Genomic DNA, 16784 nt, shown 5'->3' with positions numbered 1-16784 from the left:
ATCTGTTTGCCGTGGAGGCAGGCTGATTAGAAGCCTTCACGCTCCAGGCGCTTGCGCTCCATCTTGCGGGCGCGGCGAACCGCTTCTGCCGCTTCACGAGCGCGACGCTCGGAGGGCTTCTCGAAGTGGCGACGCAGCTTCATCTCGCGGAAAACGCCTTCGCGCTGCATCTTCTTCTTTAGCGCCTTGAGCGCCTGATCAACATTGTTGTCACGAACCAGAACCTGCACGGGTCTGCCATCTCCTGTCCGACCATGGGATCATGGTCTTGTTTGTAAATGCGATGCCAGGAACGCGATACCGATGGCAGTGCGTTCCAAAGAGGCCGCCGCCTTAGCACAGGTTTTGAAGAGGACACAAACGGTTTGAGCAGTATCGTCCGAAAATTATTCATGTCACGATGCAGTTCTGGACCGAAACTTTTTCAGTCGGTGAAGGACAAGGTGATTAAATGGCGTTGCTGAAAATCGCGCGAATGGGGCACCCGGTATTGCTCCAGACAGCGCAACCGGTTGAAGATGTTCATTCTTTATCCGTAAGGCAACTTGTTTCCGACATGATCGAAACGATGCTTGATTCCCGTGGGGCCGGGCTCGCCGCGCCGCAGGTTCACAAATCCTTGCGTCTTTTTGTTTATCATGTTCCCGAGCAGCGCTGTGCCGAGGGTGAGATGCCGATTCCGCCTCGCGTGCTCATCAACCCCGAAATCACGCCGGTCGGCGATGCCATCATGCAGTGCACCGAGGGGTGCCTCTCACTGCCGCTGCTGCGAGGGGTGGTGCCGCGCCATGCCGTCGTCGCTTATAAGGGGCTCGATCTCGACGGCTCGTTGATCAGCGGCGAGGCGCGCGGCTTTCACGCCAATGTGCTGCAGCATGAATTCGATCATCTCAATGGTGTTCTCTACACCATGCGCATCAGGGATTTCGGCAGTTTCGGCTATGCCGATGAGCTGACAGCCCCACGCGACAGCGAGGATTGAGTCATGTCCGGCTTGCGAGGCACACGTGATGCGCCGGGGCAGGCGCATCTCTATCTGCGTGAAGAGCAGATACGCCTGACTTATGAGGCGATGCTGCTGGCCTGGCGCGAACTGAGTGCGACATGCGACCCTTTCCAGCGCGATCACCAGCTTGGTTCGGCACATCACAGGGTAATGTTCCTGGTCTCTACCCATCAGGGACTGACCATGAGCGCCCTGCTGCGGCGTCTGAACATTACCAAGCAGAGCCTGAACCGCGTGCTTCAGGACCTTGTGGCGCGCGGGCTGCTGGAGCAGCGACCGGATGAGCGCGACAAGCGCGTGAAGCGCCTGCATCTCACCGCACAGGGCAGCGCGATCGAAGAGGAAATCTTTGCGGCCCTGCGTGATCGTATGACACTTGCCTACAGGGCGTCGGGGGGACAGGCGGTGGAAGGTTTCCGCCGTGTGCTCGCGACCCTGCAGGGTGAGGGAGGCATGACATGAACGAATCGCATGTTCTCGTCGTCGATGACGACGCACGCCTGCTGCGGCTGTTGCAGCGGTTTCTGTCTGAAAACGGTTTTCGCATCACCACGGCGATGGATGCCGAGGCGGCGCGCAAGATACTGGCTGTCACCCAGCCAGATGCGATGGTGGCGGATATCACGATGCCCGGCGAAGACGGGCTCAGCCTGACACGGTCGCTGCGAGAGAAGGGGCAGGTGTTTCCGATCATTCTCCTGACAGCCCGGGGCGAACCCGCAGACCGGATCATCGGGCTGGAATCGGGTGCCGATGATTATCTGGGCAAGCCCTTCGAACCCAGAGAGCTTCTGCTGCGTCTGCAGGCCCATCTGCGCCGCCATGTGCCACGGCCCAGCAGCGCGCCGCGTCTGCTGCGTCTGGGCAAGCTTGAATTCGATACGGGGCGCAATCTTTTGAGTGGGCCGGAGGGTATCGTGCATCTCACCAGCGGTGAAGCCGCCCTTCTGGGGGTTCTGACACGTACACCCGGTGAAATCATGTCGCGAGAGGTCATTGCCGAGGCGCTGGGCATGGACGAGATCGGCGAGCGTGCGGTCGATGTGCAGGTGACGCGTCTACGTCGACGCATCGAGCCCGATCAGAAAGAGCCTCGCTTTCTCCAGACTGTCAGGGGCAAAGGCTACGTGCTGAAGCCCGGTAGCTGAGAGGGACATCATGCGGGTCGCCCGTCTAACGGAGCGTGTGATCAGACGGCTGCTGCCGCGTTCCTTTCAGGGGCGCTCGCTGCTGATCGTGCTGATGCCGCTCCTGATCACGCAGATTGTGGCCCTGCAGCTCTTTTACGGCAATTATCTGAATGTCGTGTCGCGTCGGCTGGCCGATGGCGTGGTGTCGGATCTCTCCTTCATCGTGGATTCGGTCGAACACATGCCTGCCCAGCGCGACTGGCTGGTCACGCAGGCACGCTGGCGTACCCAGCTCGAAATCGATTTCCATCCCGGCGAGACGCTCACGACCAAAAATGCGCCTTTCGTGCTTGGGCCAATGGATGAGGATCTGACCAACGCCGTCAGGCGGGTCTTTGACGCGCCCTGCTATATCGACTGGAAAGCGACGAAACAGGGCGTCAGGCTCGAAATCCCACTGCGTGATGGCGTGCTCGATGTGATTGTGCCGCGCAAGCGCCTTGATGTTGGGCCGATCTGGCTTTTCGTTGCGTGGGAGGTCGGGAGTGCCATCCTGCTTTTCATCGTCGCTGGTCTTTTCGTTGGAAAGCAGGTGCGTGCCGTCCGTCGTCTGGCCAAGGCAGCCGAAAATTTCGGCCTTGGGCGCGATGACGGCCCGATCCGCCCTCAGGGCGCGCTGGAGGTGCGTAAGGCCGCCCTGGCTTTCAATCGCATGCAGGCGCGGGTTAATCGCTTTGTCGCCCAACGTACGGCGGTGCTGGCCGGTGTGTCGCATGATCTGCGCACACCCCTGACAAGGCTGCGCCTGACGCTGGCCATGATGCCGGTCGAGGGCAGTGTCGAGGCTCAGGAACTGCGTCCTGATATTGACGACATGGTGGCTGATATTGCCGAGATGGAGCGGTTGATCGGCAGCTATCTCTCCTTCGCGCGCGGAGAGGGGGAGGAAGAGCCTGTGCCCACCGATCTGGCGACCCTGATACGCGACGTGGCCGCCGATACCGTGAGGGCAGGTGGCGAGGTGCTGGCTATTCATGCCGAGCAGAATTTGGTCGTGCCGGTGAGGCCTGACGCTATACGTCGTGTGCTGATCAATCTCGCTGAAAATGCGCGTCGTCATGGTGGGCGCATGAGCTTTTCGCTGCGTCAGGCGGGCAGGATGATCGAGATCACCCTTGATGATGACGGGCCAGGAATTGCCCAGTCGCGGCGCAAGGACGTTTTCAGAGCGTTCAACAGCACGTCCGGCCCGGAAGGGGGGAGCGGGCTAGGGCTGACAATAGCCCGTGACATCATGGCGGCGCATGGCGGCAGCGTGGTGCTGCGTAACAGCCCGCTGGGCGGCCTGCGCGTGGTGCTCAAGCTGCCTCGCTGATAACAGGCATCAGGCTCGGGCTGATGTCATCAGAGCCGGCAAAAAAAGACCCGGCGGGGAGAGGCTCCCAGCCGGGTCGACAGGAGAGGGGGGATATCCCTCCGCCAGAAAATCAGGGGATCGAGTTGCCAGTGCCGCCATGGCCTGTGCCGACGCCTGCGCCCAGCGGGCCCTGCGTGCCGCCGAAGGTGCTGCCCATGTTGCTCATGGGGTTATAGCGTCCGACATTGCCCAGCAGCTGCTGGAGCACATTGACCTTGGTGCCTGGCGTGGGAGTGGTTTCACCGACCATGCCCACATCGTAGCCGTTCTTGCGATGCAGCGTATCCATGCGGCGCAAAACGCCACCATTATCGAATGCCAGCACAAGAACATTCTGTTTGGTCACACGCGGAAAGCCGAGAGGCTGCGGTACCGTCACCATGGAGACATAGATCCAGGTGTTGTCGTCGAAAGTCGCATGTGCCGTCGGTGAGCCGAGAATATCGGTCACGTCGTTGCGTGTGCTGGTGCCGGGAACGAGCTGGGCATAGTCGTCCTTTTCAATCAGCGATCCGCGATTTTGCGGAATCGGACTGAAAACGGAACAACCCGCCAGCGCAAGGGGAGCGATGCAGAGCAGGGCGCGCGCAAAACCCGCATGCGATTTCTGCCGCGGGGAGGTCTTCTGGGAGGCGCTCTTCATGGCGGGTTATGATGTCCTGCACTGATCGAGAAAAAGTCGAGAGATCGTTTCACCACGACCGAAACAGCGTTTCGACGCCATGGCAAGATGATCGAACTCTTCTATATTGCGGAGAGCGACGGTAAGGCAATTCGGAAAAGAAAGCCCGTCTGCGGGTTTTTCATCGTCAGTATCAGGAATTCAGTCATGAGCGACAGTCAGGGGACCTCCCATTCCCACTCCCCCCAGCCGGAATTCTCACGCCGTCTGCTGCTCAACCGTATCGGTCACGACGGGCTGACAGAGACGATCAAGGCCAGCGACGCCGAGTGCCGGGCTCTGGCAAAGCGTCTGGAAATCCCGACCGTGCACGCGCTCACTTGCCGCTTCAATGTCATTTCCGAGCCTTCCGATCATTTTGTGCTCGAAGGCGTACTGACAGCGCATGTGGCCCTCGAATGTGTCATCACAGGCGAGGTTTTCGAAGACGCGCTGAACGAATCCTTTGCCGTGCGCCTCGTGCCGAGCCGACGTTTTTCCGAAGAGACGGCGTCCGATCTCGAGGCGATTGACGAGATTCCCTATGAGGGGAATGCGCTCGATCTGGGTGAGATTGCTGCAGAGCAACTGGCCCTGATGCTGCCTGCCTATCCACGCAAGCCGGGCGCTGCCCTTGAAAATGCGGTTGACGAAGCCCCCCGTGAGACGGCAGAGGAAGCCGAAGATGAAGCAGGTGGCCGACCAAACCCGTTCGGTGCCCTGGCCGGTCTGTCTCTCCCCAAAAAAAAGACGGATCTGAGCTAGAAATGCACAGGATGCTTGCGACCCGGCTGCGGGTCTGCTAGAGCCGCCCGCCTGATCATAGTGAACAGCATCGTTTCCTGCTGCGGTCGAATGGCGACCAAAAGCGGGAGCGATCTAAGAAGAAAGAGGCTCCTGCCATGGCCGTCCCCAAAAGAAAGACCACGCCGTCCCGCATGGGCATGCGTCGCAGCCACCACGCCCTGACCGTTCAGGCTCATGCTGAATGCAGCAACTGCGGAGAGCTGAAGCGTCCGCACCACGTCTGCGCGCATTGCGGTCATTACGACGGTCGTGAAGTCGTTGCTTCCGGCAAGACGCTCAAGACGACCGTTCGCGTTTGAGGCTCGATGGAGCCGGTCTCTTTCAGGCTGGCTCCTCTTGTTTGAAATGAGACGCGGGGCGGAGCATGACTGACCTGAATGCGACGGCCAGCCAGGCTGCGCCTTATTGTTTGGCTATCGATGCGATGGGCGGGGATCATGCCCCGGAAATCGTTCTGGCCGGTTTGGATCGCGCAGCCGATCGACATCCCTCGGCAAAAATTCTGCTGGTTGGTGACGAGGCCGTTCTGCGTCCGCAGCTTGCGCGCTTCCCCAAGGCGCAGCGCATCTGCGAGATCCGCCACGCTCCATCATCCATCTCTATGGAAATGAAGCCGACTGCGGCGCTGCGTCTGCGTGACTCGTCGCTGCGTATGGCCATCGACGCCGTTGCGTCAGGTGAGGCTGGCGGCGTGGTGTCTGCCGGTAATAGCGGCGCCATGCTCGCCCTGGCCAAGATCGTTCTCAAAACCCTGCCCGGCATCACGCGCCCGGCCATGGCTGCGGTCAATCCGTCGGCTCGTGGCGATGTGGTCATGCTCGATCTCGGGGCGAATATCGCCTGTGACACCCGCAATCTCGTCGAGTTTGCCGTCATGGGTGAGGCCTTTGCCAAGGCGGTTCTGGGGCTTCCTGCTCCGAGCATCGGCCTTCTGAATGTCGGTGCCGAAGAACTCAAGGGCGATGAGCGTCTGCGCGCCGCAGCAGAGATCCTGCGCGAATCGCCTCTCTCGTCCCAGTTCCATGGTTTTGTTGAGGGTCACGACATTACGGCGGGCACAACCGACGTTGTGGTGACTGACGGTTTTTCGGGCAATATCGCCCTCAAGACCGGTGAAGGCGCGCTCAAGCTCGTTTCGATGCTGCTTCAGCGCGTGTTCAAGACCAATCTTCTGACCCGTATCGGCTATCTTCTCGTGCGCCCCGGACTGGAACGCATGAAGGAATGGATCGACCCGCGCCGCTATAATGGCGCTGTTTTCGTCGGGTTGAACGGTATCGTGGTCAAGTCGCATGGTGGCGCCGATGCCGAAGGCTTTGCCGCGGCGATTGATGTCGCAATGGATGCGGTGACCCATTCGATCAACGAGAAAATTCGCGAGCGTCTTCGCCAGGTTGAGGCTCTGATGGCTTCTTCCGATTCTGAAGGCGAGCTAGCTTCGTCCGTCACGGCAGCCTGACAGGCGTGGTGAGGGAGTGGCTGGCTGTGGCCTCGGCCCTGCTGGCACCAGTTCAAGAGGAAGAGATATGTCCCTGCGCGCGCGTCTGACCGGATTTGGCAGCTATCTGCCGAAGCGTGTCGTCACGAATGCCGAGCTCGCCGAGCGCATCGACACCTCCGATGAGTGGATCAGAACCCGCACTGGCATTGCGCAACGGCATATTGCAGGTGAGGGCGAGACGGCGGTCAGCATGGCAAGTGCCGCCGCACAGGCCGCTCTGGCCTATGCCGGTGTGTCAGCCGAATCGGTCGATGCGGTGATTGTCGCAACCGCGACGCCCGACCAGGGCTTTCCGGCCACGGCTGTGCGCGTTCAGGCCGCTCTCGGCATGAACCGGGGCTTTGCTTTCGATATGACTGCGGCCTGTTCGGGTTTCGTTTTTGCGCTGTCGACGGCTGAAGCCTTCATTCGCAGCAACCAGGCAAAAAAAGTTCTGGTGATCGGCACCGAGATCTATTCACGCATCGTGAACTGGGAAGACCGTACGACCTGTGTGCTGTTCGGTGATGGCGCCGGTGCGGTGCTTGTCGAGGCCAGTGACGATACGGACGCGGGTATTCTCTCGACCCACTTGCATAGTGACGGCGCTCATGGCGACCTTCTTTATGTCGATGGCCCGACCACCGAGAAGCCCGTTCTGCACATGCAGGGGCGGGATGTGTTCCGTCATGCAGTGGCCAAGCTTTCTGCAGTCGTGGATGAGGCCCTTACGGCAAATGGACTGGCGGCTGAAGATATTGCCTGGCTGGTGCCGCATCAGGCCAACCTTCGCATCATCGAAGGCATGGCGAAAAAGCTCGATTTGCCGCTGGACCGCGTTGTGGTGACAGTTGATCGTCATGCCAATACCTCGGCGGCGTCCATTCCGCTGGCGCTTGATGAAGCCGTGCGTGATGGTCGTATCAAGAAGGGTGATCTGGTGCTGCTCGAGGCGCTGGGTGGTGGCCTGACCTGGGGCTCGGCTCTCGTTCGTCTGTAGGCGCGCTCAGAGGGAAAACCTCTGCAGAAGCGCCCCGCTTCATTGATTTGATTGACCTTCATTACTGTCATGATACGGTGGCTTCATGACCACCGTGACCCGCGCGCAAATTTCAGAGCATATTTACAGCCAGGTTGGACTGTCCCGGCACGAATCCGCCGATCTGCTCGAGACGGTTCTCGAGCTGATTGCTGCGCGGCTCGAAAAGGGAGAGACAGTCAAGCTGAGTGGCTTCGGCACGTTCTCCGTTCGCCAGAAGGGCCGCAGGGTGGGCCGCAACCCTAAAACCGGCATTGAAGTGCCGATTTTGCCGCGTTCTGTGCTGGTCTTCCGACCGAGCCAAATTCTCAGAGCTGAAGTAAACGGCGAATCGACCGAAGGCCTCGCCAGCGAAAGCGATGATTCATGACCACGACCCACGCCTCTCCTGAACTCTCCAGAGTGACGGAGGAACGGGCGGATCTGGAGCGTCTGGTCAAAGGCCCCAATGCCTATCGTACCATCAGTGAAGTCGCCGACGAATTGCATGTGCCTCAGCATGTGCTTCGCTTCTGGGAGACCCGTTTCCCTGAGGTAAAGCCTCTTAAGCGCGGGGGCGGGCGCCGTTATTACAGCCCGGAAGATGTCGACCTGCTGCGTCACATCACCGATCTGCTCTATGTGCAGGGCTACACAATCAAGGGCGTGCAGCGCGTCCTGAAAGAGGCGCTGCCCGGTAGCGGCGTCACGGCGCCCCCGGCCTCACCCGAGCGCGAGAGCATTCATCCGGTCCTGGCCGGGAATGGTGCCGAGATCCACGAGACTGAGCCGGTGGTGGAGGCACTCCCGGCGGGTCAGAACGATGAGTCGTCAGCTGCCGATACCCGCTCTTCTTTCGAGATCCCCGAATTTAACGCCTCGGCCGAGCAGGACGAGGTCGTCCTGTCTTCCGGTGGCGGTGATATCGAGCCTGTGATCGATCCGGGTGAAGAGACGGTCGCGCCAGCGGTTACCGAGCCGTCAGACGAAACGCCTGCCGAACCGTACGACGGGGTATCCGGTGAGGAAGCCCCGATGGCAAGCAGCGAGTCGGTCATCGCGGCCGTGCTGTATGATGAGCTGCTCGATCTGCGCATCCGGCAGGACCGGTGGAAGCAGGAGAAGAGGGCACTCCGTCTGGCGCTGGAAGATGTGCTTGGCGAGCTCGATAATCTGCGACAGCTGGTGCCGGAGCAGAATTGAGAGCGATTGAAAAAACCTTCGCGGAGGCGCTTGCGGGATCTGCTTTCCACTGCTAAATGGCCTCTACCGCAGGACTGACGGGCAGTAGCGCAGCCTGGTAGCGCATCAGTCTGGGGGACTGGGGGTCGTGGGTTCGAATCCCGCCTGCCCGATATCTTCGTCCTGCGGTAATTTTCTCTTTCGAGATCGAGAAGCAATGATCCCGCCTCGGCATCCAGCCGTGGCGGGTTTTTTGTGTGGTTTTTCTGTCTCAAGAGCCGCCTGGCCTTATTCAGATATCCCGGCAGATATGAAAAAGCCCCCGGGAAGGGGGCTGGATAAGCCTGGTCCCGCTAAAGGGGCACGATATCTGGTGCCAGCGTCTTTTCAGCCGCCTTCTTCAAGCAGTTCCTGCTCTGAGTCAGCGCTCCAGATGCGCCAGAGCAGATGCACTGCCGCCATGATTGCCGGGCCGAGGAACAGGCCAAGAAGCCCCCATGTCTCGACGCCCGCCAGAATGCCCAGAAGCACCCAGAGGAAGGGCATTTGCGTACTGCCGCCGATGAGGGCAGGGCGGATGAAGTGATCGGCGACGAAAATGACAATCGCGCCCAGAACGACGACGACAATGGCTGAGATCATCTTGCCCTGGATCAGGATTAGCAGAGCCGCAAGAACGACCGTAGGAAGTCCCAGAAAAGGGATCATGGCCGCAACGCCGGTCAGCATGGCAAAGAGCAGCGGCTGGGGGGTGTCGGTCAGCACATAGGCCACGCCCATGACGAGACCCTCGCCGAGACCGACCAGAACAAGCCCTGCCACTGTGCCGTGAACCGAGGAAATCATCTGGCGGGCCAGCTTCTCGCCACGCTTGCCGAAGGTACGGTTGGAGACGACCAGCACCCGATGGATGATGTCAGCACCGTCGCGCAGCAGGAAAAAGAGGGTGAGGATGGAGAAAAGAAACAGCGTGGCGCGCTTGGCAACCTGGGTCGTGACCTGACGCGTCACAGCCATGCCATGGCCTGCATCGAAGGAGTGAAACAGCCGGTTGAGATGTTCCGGGTTGACCAGATTATTCTGCCACCAGCGGGCCACCTGGGCGCGTTCGAAAGGAAGGTCGTTCAGCCAGTCGGGCATGGGGATGCCGGTGTGGCGCACCTCGTCAATCCAGTGCAGCGCACTCTGGGCTTCCTCTGCTGCCTTGAAGCCCACAAGGCTGAGCGGAATGAGAAAGATGAGGGCGATACCGGCCGTGAAAAGCATGGGCAGCCACTCTGTACGACCGAATTTCTTTTCGGTGCGCTGGTAAAGCGGCCAGGATGCAATGGCGAAAACGCAGCCCCAGAGCAGAGCGGGCAGGAAATTCTTGAGCGTAAAGAGGGCGAGCGCGATGAAGAAAAAGCCAAGCAACCCCCGCGATCGCCGCTGGGCACGCCCGACCGGAGAACCGGGTAGCGTACTTTCATCCGGGAATTCGTCTTCCACGTCCCGTTCCTGGCCCTTTCCGGAAATCTTGCCTAGGCCCTTGGGAGGGGTGGGGGTCTGGTCCGTCATCATGTTCCTCGGGCACTGTGTCACGCGCCAGAAGCTCGTGGGGCGTCGACATGGCCGCTATTGCTGGTGAACCCCGATCTTCTCAGGGCGGTTTGACTCATTTCTTACACGTTACGGCGATGCGACACTATCGCAACGTCCGGGCTGCAAAGTCCATAGATCAGAAAGAGGCGCAGCCCTGCTGCGTGAACGCGGCGACCGAAACTTGGTTGAACTGTTTCTTGTAGGCGTCGCGAATAGCATCGAGTTTTGAGTCAGGCTCGCGCGATTCTGGTGCAGCGATCCAGACCAGTCGTGACTTCTCCCGAATGACAGGCGCAGCCGTGCCGTTCTGCCATTGGCCCTGCGCCTCGATAACCGAGAAACCGGCGGGAAAACGCGGGGTGACGACACGAGCAAGGAAATCGGCCCACTGCTCTGCAGAGACAGCTCCTCCACCCGGTATAGAGAGGCCGAAGGCAAGCGTGATGAACGTGGCTGGATGCCCGCGAGTGCCGGTGCAGAAATCTGACGCCGTCATCATTACCCCCGGGGGATGCGGAACCTCGGCACAGCCTGACATTCCGGCAAGCAACGTACCGCCAAGCGCGAGCAAGGCTAGAGAGCGTAATGCGGGGGCGCCCGCAGTTCTGGATGATCTCATGCCCCGTCGAGCGCCTGACGCAGGCGCGCGCTGTCTGCAGCCGAAAAAAGGCCACGACGCAGGAACAGATCGATCAACACCAGATTTACGTTGAATTTGACGTCGTTCGTGTCGCGCACAATTTCCAATACTTTTTCGATCGGCATGAGCTCGAAAAAAGCGACCTCGCCATCGACAGGCTGAGGCTCGAAATCCGGAGGGAGGGTCAGATCGTAGCAGAACAACGTGTCCTGACGCAGGCCCTCCGGCCGTGTCATGGCATAGCGCAGTGTGGCGACCGGCTGGGCCTGTGCCGCGAGGTCAGGAGGAATGGCGGCTTCCTCGCCGGCTTCCTTGATGAGGGCCTGCAGCGGTGAAAGCCCGGTGCAGATACCCCCGGCAGCCAGATGGTCGAGCTTGCCAGGGTCGAGTCTCTTGTTGTTCGCCCGGTGACCCATCCACAGGAAGACCCCTTCAGGCCTCTCGACCAGCCCGTTGAGATGCACACCTGCCGCAGTGCAGCCCAGGAGTGGCAGGGCGCCGCGATCGATCTGGCCTATGACGATGCCGCTCTTGTCGAAAACATCGAATAATTCGTTATGGGGGCGATAGAGCCTCTGTGCAGCCAGAGCCTCACCAAGCGGTTGCAGAGCGGCTCCGTCCGGCAGGCGGAACACGGGGCCATCAGCATAGCCGAGCGCCGTCAGTGCCTCGAAAAGACGTGGGTCAGCGAGACCGAAAGAGTCATCGCCAGCCAGAACTTCACGGCGAGGGCCGGGCAGGATGGCGGTCTTGCAGTTCCGTATATGGGCGAGAAACGGGGCGAGGCTGTCGTCATGCATGAAAAGCGTTACTCTCCTGTCAGGGACACGACGATATCGCGCATCGCGTCGCGATTGCAAAACGCCCTCTGCCGCCTCAGGTTGAGGTCATGATCTTCCCCCGCACTCTGCCTTTTGCCGTAACCAGCCTTGCGCGTGCCTGGCGACTGGTTCTGTCTCATGACATCCGCTATTTCCGGCTCGGCATCGGAGCAACGCTCGTGCTCCTTCTTGCAGAGCGTCTTTGTCTTCTTGGGACACCCTATCTTTTCAGTCGGCTTGTCGCGCATTTCTCATCGCCCGACCTCAGAATTGTCGTGCCGGTTGCGCTCATTCTCTCCTATGCGGGGCTGATCTTCTTTCGCAGCGCATTCTCCGCCTTGCAGGAGCTGGTTTATCAGCCCGTAGGCCAGAGGCTCCAGGCGCTGACGGCGCAGGAGGCTTTTCGTCACCTGCTTGATCTGCCCTACCGTTTTCATCGCGACCGTCAGACAGGATCACTGACCCGTGCCATTGAGCGCGGATCAGAGGCGGCCGATACGCTGCTGCGTCTTGCTCTTTTTAATATCCTGCCAGCGATTCTCGATACGGGGCTGACAATTGCGGTCGTCTTCTCCTTTCTCGGTGGGCGCTATGCCTGCGTCATTGTGATTGCGCTGCTTTCTTATATCGCTCTGGCGCAATGGTTCGTCCGCCAGCGGGTCCGGGCACGCCGACAACGCAATGACGCCAATGGCAAGGCCCAGCATTTCCTGCTCGATTCCCTGCTGAATTTTGAGGCGGTTCGACATTTCGCCAACGAACAGCATGAATTCTCGCGTTACGAAACGGCTCGTGTCGCGCAGGAGAAGGCCAGTCTGCGCATGACATTCGTGGCGGGACTGTCTTCCGTCAGTCAGAATGCCATGATCGCTGTGGCAACGCTCATCATCTTCTTTATGGCTGCGCACGATCTGGCGGCCGGAAAGCTTGACGTCGCCGCATTCGTCATGATCGGCACCTATCTGCGCACGCTCTATCAGGCGATCATTTCGCTCAATATTGTCTATGCTGGCTGGCGCAACGCTTGTGTCGATCTGGAAAATCTGACCGAACTGATGGATGAGCCACCGCGCGCGGGTCATCTCGAGCCGCAGGAGCCAACCGGGGTGCCGGAGATCTCAACGCCAGCCGCGCTCGATTTCGACGGGGTGAGCTTCGACTATGACGGGCGTGAGATCCTTCATGATCTCTCTTTCAGAGCGGCTCCCGGTGAGACGATCGCGCTTGTCGGTCCAACCGGGGCGGGTAAATCGACCATCGCGAGACTGATTCTTGGCGCCTATGCGCCGGCCTTGGGGCGTATTCTGCTGGATGGAAGAGACCTTTCCACCATTTCACCTGCAGAGCTGCACAGGCTGATCGGTGTTGTGCCGCAGGATACGCAGCTCTTCAACGACACGATTGGCTATAACATCGCTTACGGTCGTCTCGACGCGACGCAGGACGAGATCGAAGAGGCAGCGCGTCTCGCCCAGATCGACGGTTTCATTGAGGGGCTGGAGAAGGGCTACGACACGCTGGTGGGAGAACGCGGGTTGAAGCTGTCCGGGGGGGAGCGCCAGCGTATCGCCCTGGCGCGCATCATCCTGCGTAAGCCTCACCTCCTGCTGCTCGATGAAGCGACGAGTGCGCTTGATACCGGGACGGAGCAACGTCTGATGGAGGCCTTGCGCCAGGTCACCGCCCGCCAGACCACGATAGCCATAGCGCATCGTCTGTCTACCATCCGTCATGCCGATCTGATTCTGGTGATTGAGGCAGGGCGTATCGTCGAGCAGGGAAAACATGAGACCCTCATGGCCGCGAGGGGCATGTATTTCGCAATGGTGACCAATCAATCCGACCCGGTATCTGGTTTTCCTGATGAGGGCGTCCTACGTGTTGGGCCATGACATTCCGTCACGACAGGAGAGAGACCATGACGAAACAGGCTGAAGAAATCGCTCGCGATTTTCATCCCGACCAGGCCGTCGAAGCGGAAATTCGTGAACAGGCCGCGCATGAGCTCTCGAACGAACCCGATGCCGTCGAAATCCCGGAAGAGCTGCTCAAATGCGGCGTGGTGATCGACAAGGCAATCAGCTATCTGGTCGAACAGAATCTGCCTTCTGAACTCATCGCCTCTGCACTGCTGGGTGGCTCGCTGGGTGTGCTGGCACGGACAACCGATGCCGAGACCATGGTGCGCATGCTCCAGACGGCCATAGACAGCGTGAGATCGGGTGAACTGATCTGCGCGGATGCGTTTTCCGACGGCGAATGACAGTTTGCGACGCTTTCGGCTTGACGGGAGCGGGGGGCTCCGTCATAAGCCGCGCCTTAACGCATCGTCGTATGCCGGGACTGGTCTCGGCGAACATATTACTACCGAGGATCAAGTCCATGTCACGCCGCTGCCAAATCACGGGCAAGGGTGTGCTGACGGGCAACAACGTCAGCCACGCCAACAACAAGACCCGTCGTCGCTTCCTGCCGAACCTGCAGGAAATCACCCTGCTCTCCGACATTCTCGGCACGGGCGTTCGTCTGCGTCTGTCCACCCAAGGCATCCGCACGGTTGAGCACAACGGTGGTCTGGACTCGTTCCTGATCAGCACGCCGAACCGTAAGCTCCCGGTCGAAGCTCAGGTCATCAAGCGCCGCATCCTGCGCGCTCAGGAAAGCAAGGCCGTTCAGACCGCCTGAGTCTGATGGCGCCTGCCTCCGGCTTATGGCCCTAAAAGGCAGGCAACAACAAAATTGGCCTTGAAAACGTGATCGGGTTGTTTCATTCAGCCACTCGATCACTAGGCCCGACTTGGTCGATCCGGCTTCGACGTCTTTACCGGACTATTCCGAAAATTACGTCGATCTGTGACGGCCACGGCAAAAGGTGTTTCGGGGCGGCCTGAAGCACCTTTAATCGCATTCTGGAGGTATCCCGTGTCCGAAAGCAGCGTCGCAGAAGCCAAATCGGCTCTCTCGAAGATCCGCAATATCGGTATTACCGCGCATATCGATGCCGGCAAGACCACCACGACCGAGCGTATTCTGTACTACACCGGCGTGTCGCATCGCATCGGCGAAGTGCATGATGGCAATACGACCACCGACTACATGGCGCAGGAACGTGAGCGTGGCATCACGATTACCTCGGCAGCCGTGACCTGCGAGTGGGAAAACCACCGCATCAACATCATCGATACCCCGGGCCATATCGACTTCAACATTGAAGTGAACCGCTCGCTGCGCGTGCTCGACGGCGCCATCTTCATCATCGAAGGCGTTGCCGGTGTTCAGCCGCAGTCAGAAACCAACTGGCGTCTTGCTGACCGCTATAACGTGCCGCGCGTCATCTTCATCAACAAGCTCGATCGTACCGGCGCCGATTTCTATCGCGCGTTCGACACGCTGAAGGAAAAGCTCGACATCGTCGCTATTCCGCTTCAGCTGCCGATCGGCATTGAAGAAAACTTCGTTGGCGTGGTCGACCTGGTCGAAATGCGCGCCATCATCTGGGAAGGCGGCGAGCTGGGCGCGAAGTTCCACTACGCCGAGATCCCCGATGACCTGAAGGAAAAGGCAGCTGAGGCGCGCCAGAACCTCCTGGACACCGCGCTGAGCGTCGATGAAGCCGCTATCGAAGAATACTTCGAAAAGGGCGATGTCGATGTCGCAACGCTCAAGAAATGCATCAAGAAGGGCGCCATCTCCGGCGTGTTCCGCCCCGTCCTGTGCGGTACGGCCTTCAAGAACAAGGGCGTTCAGCCGCTCCTCGATGCCGTTATCGATTACCTGCCGGCTCCTGACGAAGTCGAAGGCATCCGTATCGCGCCGCCGGAAGGCGAAGAGGTTGACGAGAACTTCCTGCCGATCGTGCCGGTCGATCCCGATGGCAAGTTCGCCGGTCTCGCGTTCAAGATCATCTCCGACAAGTACGGCACCCTGACCTTCGTGCGCGTCTATCGTGGTGTTCTGAAGTCGGGCGACACCGTGCTGAACACGACCAAGGGCCACAAGGAACGCGTTGGCCGCATGTTCCAGATGCACGCTGATAAGCGTGAGGAAGTCAAGCAGGTCGGCGCTGGCGATATCGCCGCATTCGTGGGTCTGAAGGACACCCAGACGGGTGACACCTTGGCCGACGCTGCTGATCCGGTGGTTCTGGAGCGCATGCAGTTCCCGGTTCCGGTGATTGACATCTCGGTCGAGCCGAAGACCAAGGATGCCGTCGAGAAGATGACGCTGGCCCTGCAGAAGCTTGCCGCTGAAGATCCCTCGCTGCAGCTCAAGACCGACCAGGAAACGGGTCAGACCATCCTGTCCGGCATGGGCGAGCTCCATCTGGACATCATCGTGGACCGTCTGCGTCGTGAATACGGCGTGGAAGCCAATGTCGGTGCGCCTCAGGTTGCTTATCGTGAGACGATCTCGCGTCCGCATATCGAGACCTACACCCACAAGAAGCAGTCTGGTGGTTCGGGTCAGTACGCTGAAGTCAAGATCGAGTTCACCCCGGTCGAGCGTAACGAAGGCATCAGCTTCGAGAACAAGGTCGTTGGCGGTACGGTTCCGAAGGAATACATCCCGGCTGTCGAAAAGGGCATCCGCATGCAGTCCTCGACGGGCGTGCTGGCTGGCTTCCCGACGGTGGACTTCAAGTTCACGCTGCTCGACGGCAAGTACCATGACGTTGACTCGTCGGCTCTCGCCTTCGAAATCGCCGCCAAGGCCTGCTTCCGTGAAGGCATGAAGAATGCCGGCCCCGTGATCCTTGAGCCGATCATGGATGTGGAAATCACGACCCCGAACGATCACGTCGGCGACGTGGTGGGCGACCTTAACCGTCGTCGTGGCATCATCCAGAGCCAGGAGACGGCCGGTTCGACCGTCATGATCCGCGCTCAGGTGCCGCTGAAGGAAATGTTCGGCTACATCTCGCATCTGCGTTCGGCCACCAAGGGCCGCGCGTCGTTCACGATGCAGTTCCATCACTATGATCCCGTGCCGCGCAACGTGGCTGACGAGATCATGGCAAAGAGCGCCTGATCCTTCGGATTTC

General features: G+C 59.8%; 19 protein-coding genes and 1 tRNA gene. 15 read left to right on the top strand and 5 right to left on the bottom strand.

Annotated features, from left to right (window positions below; genetic code table 11):
• Nucleotides 1–26: 26 nt before the first annotated feature.
• The gene (gene rpsU, locus AAID99_RS06335) at nucleotides 27–230 is read right to left on the bottom strand and encodes a 30S ribosomal protein S21 (protein WP_007283570.1); all 204 of its coding nucleotides are present in this window, start codon (nucleotides 228–230) and stop codon (nucleotides 27–29) included.
• Between the two features lie 221 nt (nucleotides 231–451).
• Here rpsU and def point away from each other — a divergent pair, with 221 nt between their 5' ends.
• Genes def through AAID99_RS06315 form a run of 4 tightly spaced genes read left to right on the top strand, consistent with a single transcriptional unit; the run spans nucleotide 452 to nucleotide 3511 of the window.
• On the top strand, nucleotides 452–982 hold the full coding sequence (gene def, locus AAID99_RS06330) for a peptide deformylase (RefSeq protein WP_498493443.1): 531 nt from the start codon (nucleotides 452–454) through the stop codon (nucleotides 980–982).
• 3 nt (nucleotides 983–985) lie between these two features.
• A complete protein-coding gene (locus AAID99_RS06325; protein ID WP_188426983.1) occupies nucleotides 986–1468 on the top strand; it encodes a MarR family winged helix-turn-helix transcriptional regulator in 483 nt (160 codons plus the stop codon).
• On the top strand, nucleotides 1465–2154 hold the full coding sequence (locus AAID99_RS06320; protein ID WP_188426981.1) for a response regulator: 690 nt from the start codon (nucleotides 1465–1467) through the stop codon (nucleotides 2152–2154). Before AAID99_RS06325 ends, AAID99_RS06320 begins: the two co-directional genes overlap by 4 nt.
• 10 nt (nucleotides 2155–2164) lie before the next feature.
• Nucleotides 2165–3511, top strand: coding sequence for an ATP-binding protein (locus AAID99_RS06315; protein WP_188426979.1), 1347 nt, complete (start codon nucleotides 2165–2167; stop codon nucleotides 3509–3511).
• Nucleotides 3512–3623: 112 nt separating this feature from the next.
• Here AAID99_RS06315 and AAID99_RS06310 read toward each other — a convergent pair whose 3' ends face one another.
• Complete coding sequence (locus tag AAID99_RS06310; protein WP_188426977.1) at nucleotides 3624–4196, bottom strand: outer membrane protein assembly factor BamE; 573 nt, start codon at nucleotides 4194–4196, stop codon at nucleotides 3624–3626.
• 186 nt (nucleotides 4197–4382) lie between these two features.
• Here AAID99_RS06310 and AAID99_RS06305 point away from each other — a divergent pair, with 186 nt between their 5' ends.
• The 7 genes from AAID99_RS06305 to AAID99_RS06275 all read left to right on the top strand — a co-directional run bounded on the left by AAID99_RS06305 (nucleotide 4383) and on the right by AAID99_RS06275 (nucleotide 8874).
• Complete coding sequence (locus AAID99_RS06305; protein ID WP_188426975.1) at nucleotides 4383–4979, top strand: DUF177 domain-containing protein; 597 nt, start codon at nucleotides 4383–4385, stop codon at nucleotides 4977–4979.
• Nucleotides 4980–5116: 137 nt separating this feature from the next.
• Nucleotides 5117–5320 carry a 50S ribosomal protein L32 gene (gene rpmF / locus AAID99_RS06300; protein WP_023977526.1) on the top strand — a complete coding sequence of 68 codons (204 nt, stop codon included), beginning with the start codon at nucleotides 5117–5119 and terminating at the stop codon, nucleotides 5318–5320.
• 65 nt (nucleotides 5321–5385) lie between these two features.
• Nucleotides 5386–6480, top strand: coding sequence for a phosphate acyltransferase PlsX (plsX, locus tag AAID99_RS06295; protein ID WP_188426974.1), 1095 nt, complete (start codon nucleotides 5386–5388; stop codon nucleotides 6478–6480).
• Nucleotides 6481–6547: 67 nt separating this feature from the next.
• Nucleotides 6548–7501, top strand: coding sequence for a beta-ketoacyl-ACP synthase III (locus AAID99_RS06290; protein WP_188426972.1), 954 nt, complete (start codon nucleotides 6548–6550; stop codon nucleotides 7499–7501).
• Nucleotides 7502–7586: 85 nt separating this feature from the next.
• A complete protein-coding gene (locus AAID99_RS06285; RefSeq protein ID WP_498493442.1) occupies nucleotides 7587–7910 on the top strand; it encodes an integration host factor subunit alpha in 324 nt (107 codons plus the stop codon).
• The gene (locus tag AAID99_RS06280; RefSeq protein WP_229719849.1) at nucleotides 7907–8722 is read left to right on the top strand and encodes a MerR family transcriptional regulator; all 816 of its coding nucleotides are present in this window, start codon (nucleotides 7907–7909) and stop codon (nucleotides 8720–8722) included. The genes AAID99_RS06285 and AAID99_RS06280 overlap by 4 nt, the downstream gene beginning before the upstream one ends.
• A gap of 78 nt (nucleotides 8723–8800) precedes the next feature.
• Nucleotides 8801–8874 (top strand) — tRNA-Pro (locus AAID99_RS06275).
• A gap of 214 nt (nucleotides 8875–9088) precedes the next feature.
• On the opposite strand, the gene AAID99_RS06270 is transcribed toward AAID99_RS06275, so the two are convergent.
• The 3 genes from AAID99_RS06270 to AAID99_RS06260 form a co-directional block, all read right to left on the bottom strand.
• Nucleotides 9089–10189 (bottom strand): AI-2E family transporter, encoded by a 1101-nt coding sequence (locus tag AAID99_RS06270; RefSeq protein WP_229719848.1) that lies wholly within the window; start codon nucleotides 10187–10189, stop codon nucleotides 9089–9091.
• Between the two features lie 229 nt (nucleotides 10190–10418).
• The gene (locus AAID99_RS06265; protein WP_188426968.1) at nucleotides 10419–10901 is read right to left on the bottom strand and encodes a DUF3574 domain-containing protein; all 483 of its coding nucleotides are present in this window, start codon (nucleotides 10899–10901) and stop codon (nucleotides 10419–10421) included.
• Nucleotides 10898–11722 carry an NUDIX hydrolase gene (locus AAID99_RS06260; protein WP_188426966.1) on the bottom strand — a complete coding sequence of 275 codons (825 nt, stop codon included), beginning with the start codon at nucleotides 11720–11722 and terminating at the stop codon, nucleotides 10898–10900. Before AAID99_RS06260 ends, AAID99_RS06265 begins: the two co-directional genes overlap by 4 nt.
• An 89-nt stretch (nucleotides 11723–11811) precedes the next feature.
• Here AAID99_RS06260 and AAID99_RS06255 point away from each other — a divergent pair, with 89 nt between their 5' ends.
• The 4 genes from AAID99_RS06255 (at nucleotide 11812) to fusA (ending at nucleotide 16771) form a co-directional block, all read left to right on the top strand.
• Nucleotides 11812–13635, top strand: a complete 1824-nt coding sequence (locus tag AAID99_RS06255; protein ID WP_498493440.1) for an ABCB family ABC transporter ATP-binding protein/permease — start codon at nucleotides 11812–11814, stop codon at nucleotides 13633–13635.
• 26 nt (nucleotides 13636–13661) lie between these two features.
• Nucleotides 13662–14006, top strand: coding sequence for a hypothetical protein (locus AAID99_RS06250; RefSeq protein ID WP_229719847.1), 345 nt, complete (start codon nucleotides 13662–13664; stop codon nucleotides 14004–14006).
• 119 nt (nucleotides 14007–14125) lie between these two features.
• On the top strand, nucleotides 14126–14428 hold the full coding sequence (gene rpmB, locus AAID99_RS06245) for a 50S ribosomal protein L28 (RefSeq protein WP_188426962.1): 303 nt from the start codon (nucleotides 14126–14128) through the stop codon (nucleotides 14426–14428).
• A 237-nt stretch (nucleotides 14429–14665) separates the two neighbouring features.
• On the top strand, nucleotides 14666–16771 hold the full coding sequence (gene fusA / locus AAID99_RS06240) for an elongation factor G (RefSeq protein WP_188426960.1): 2106 nt from the start codon (nucleotides 14666–14668) through the stop codon (nucleotides 16769–16771).
• Nucleotides 16772–16784: the final 13 nt, after the last annotated feature.

The sequence above is a fragment of the Asaia sp. Ae19-3 genome, assembly GCF_059801175.1.
Note: the sequence above shows the minus strand (reverse complement) of the source record. Positions and strands in the feature narration are given on the sequence as shown.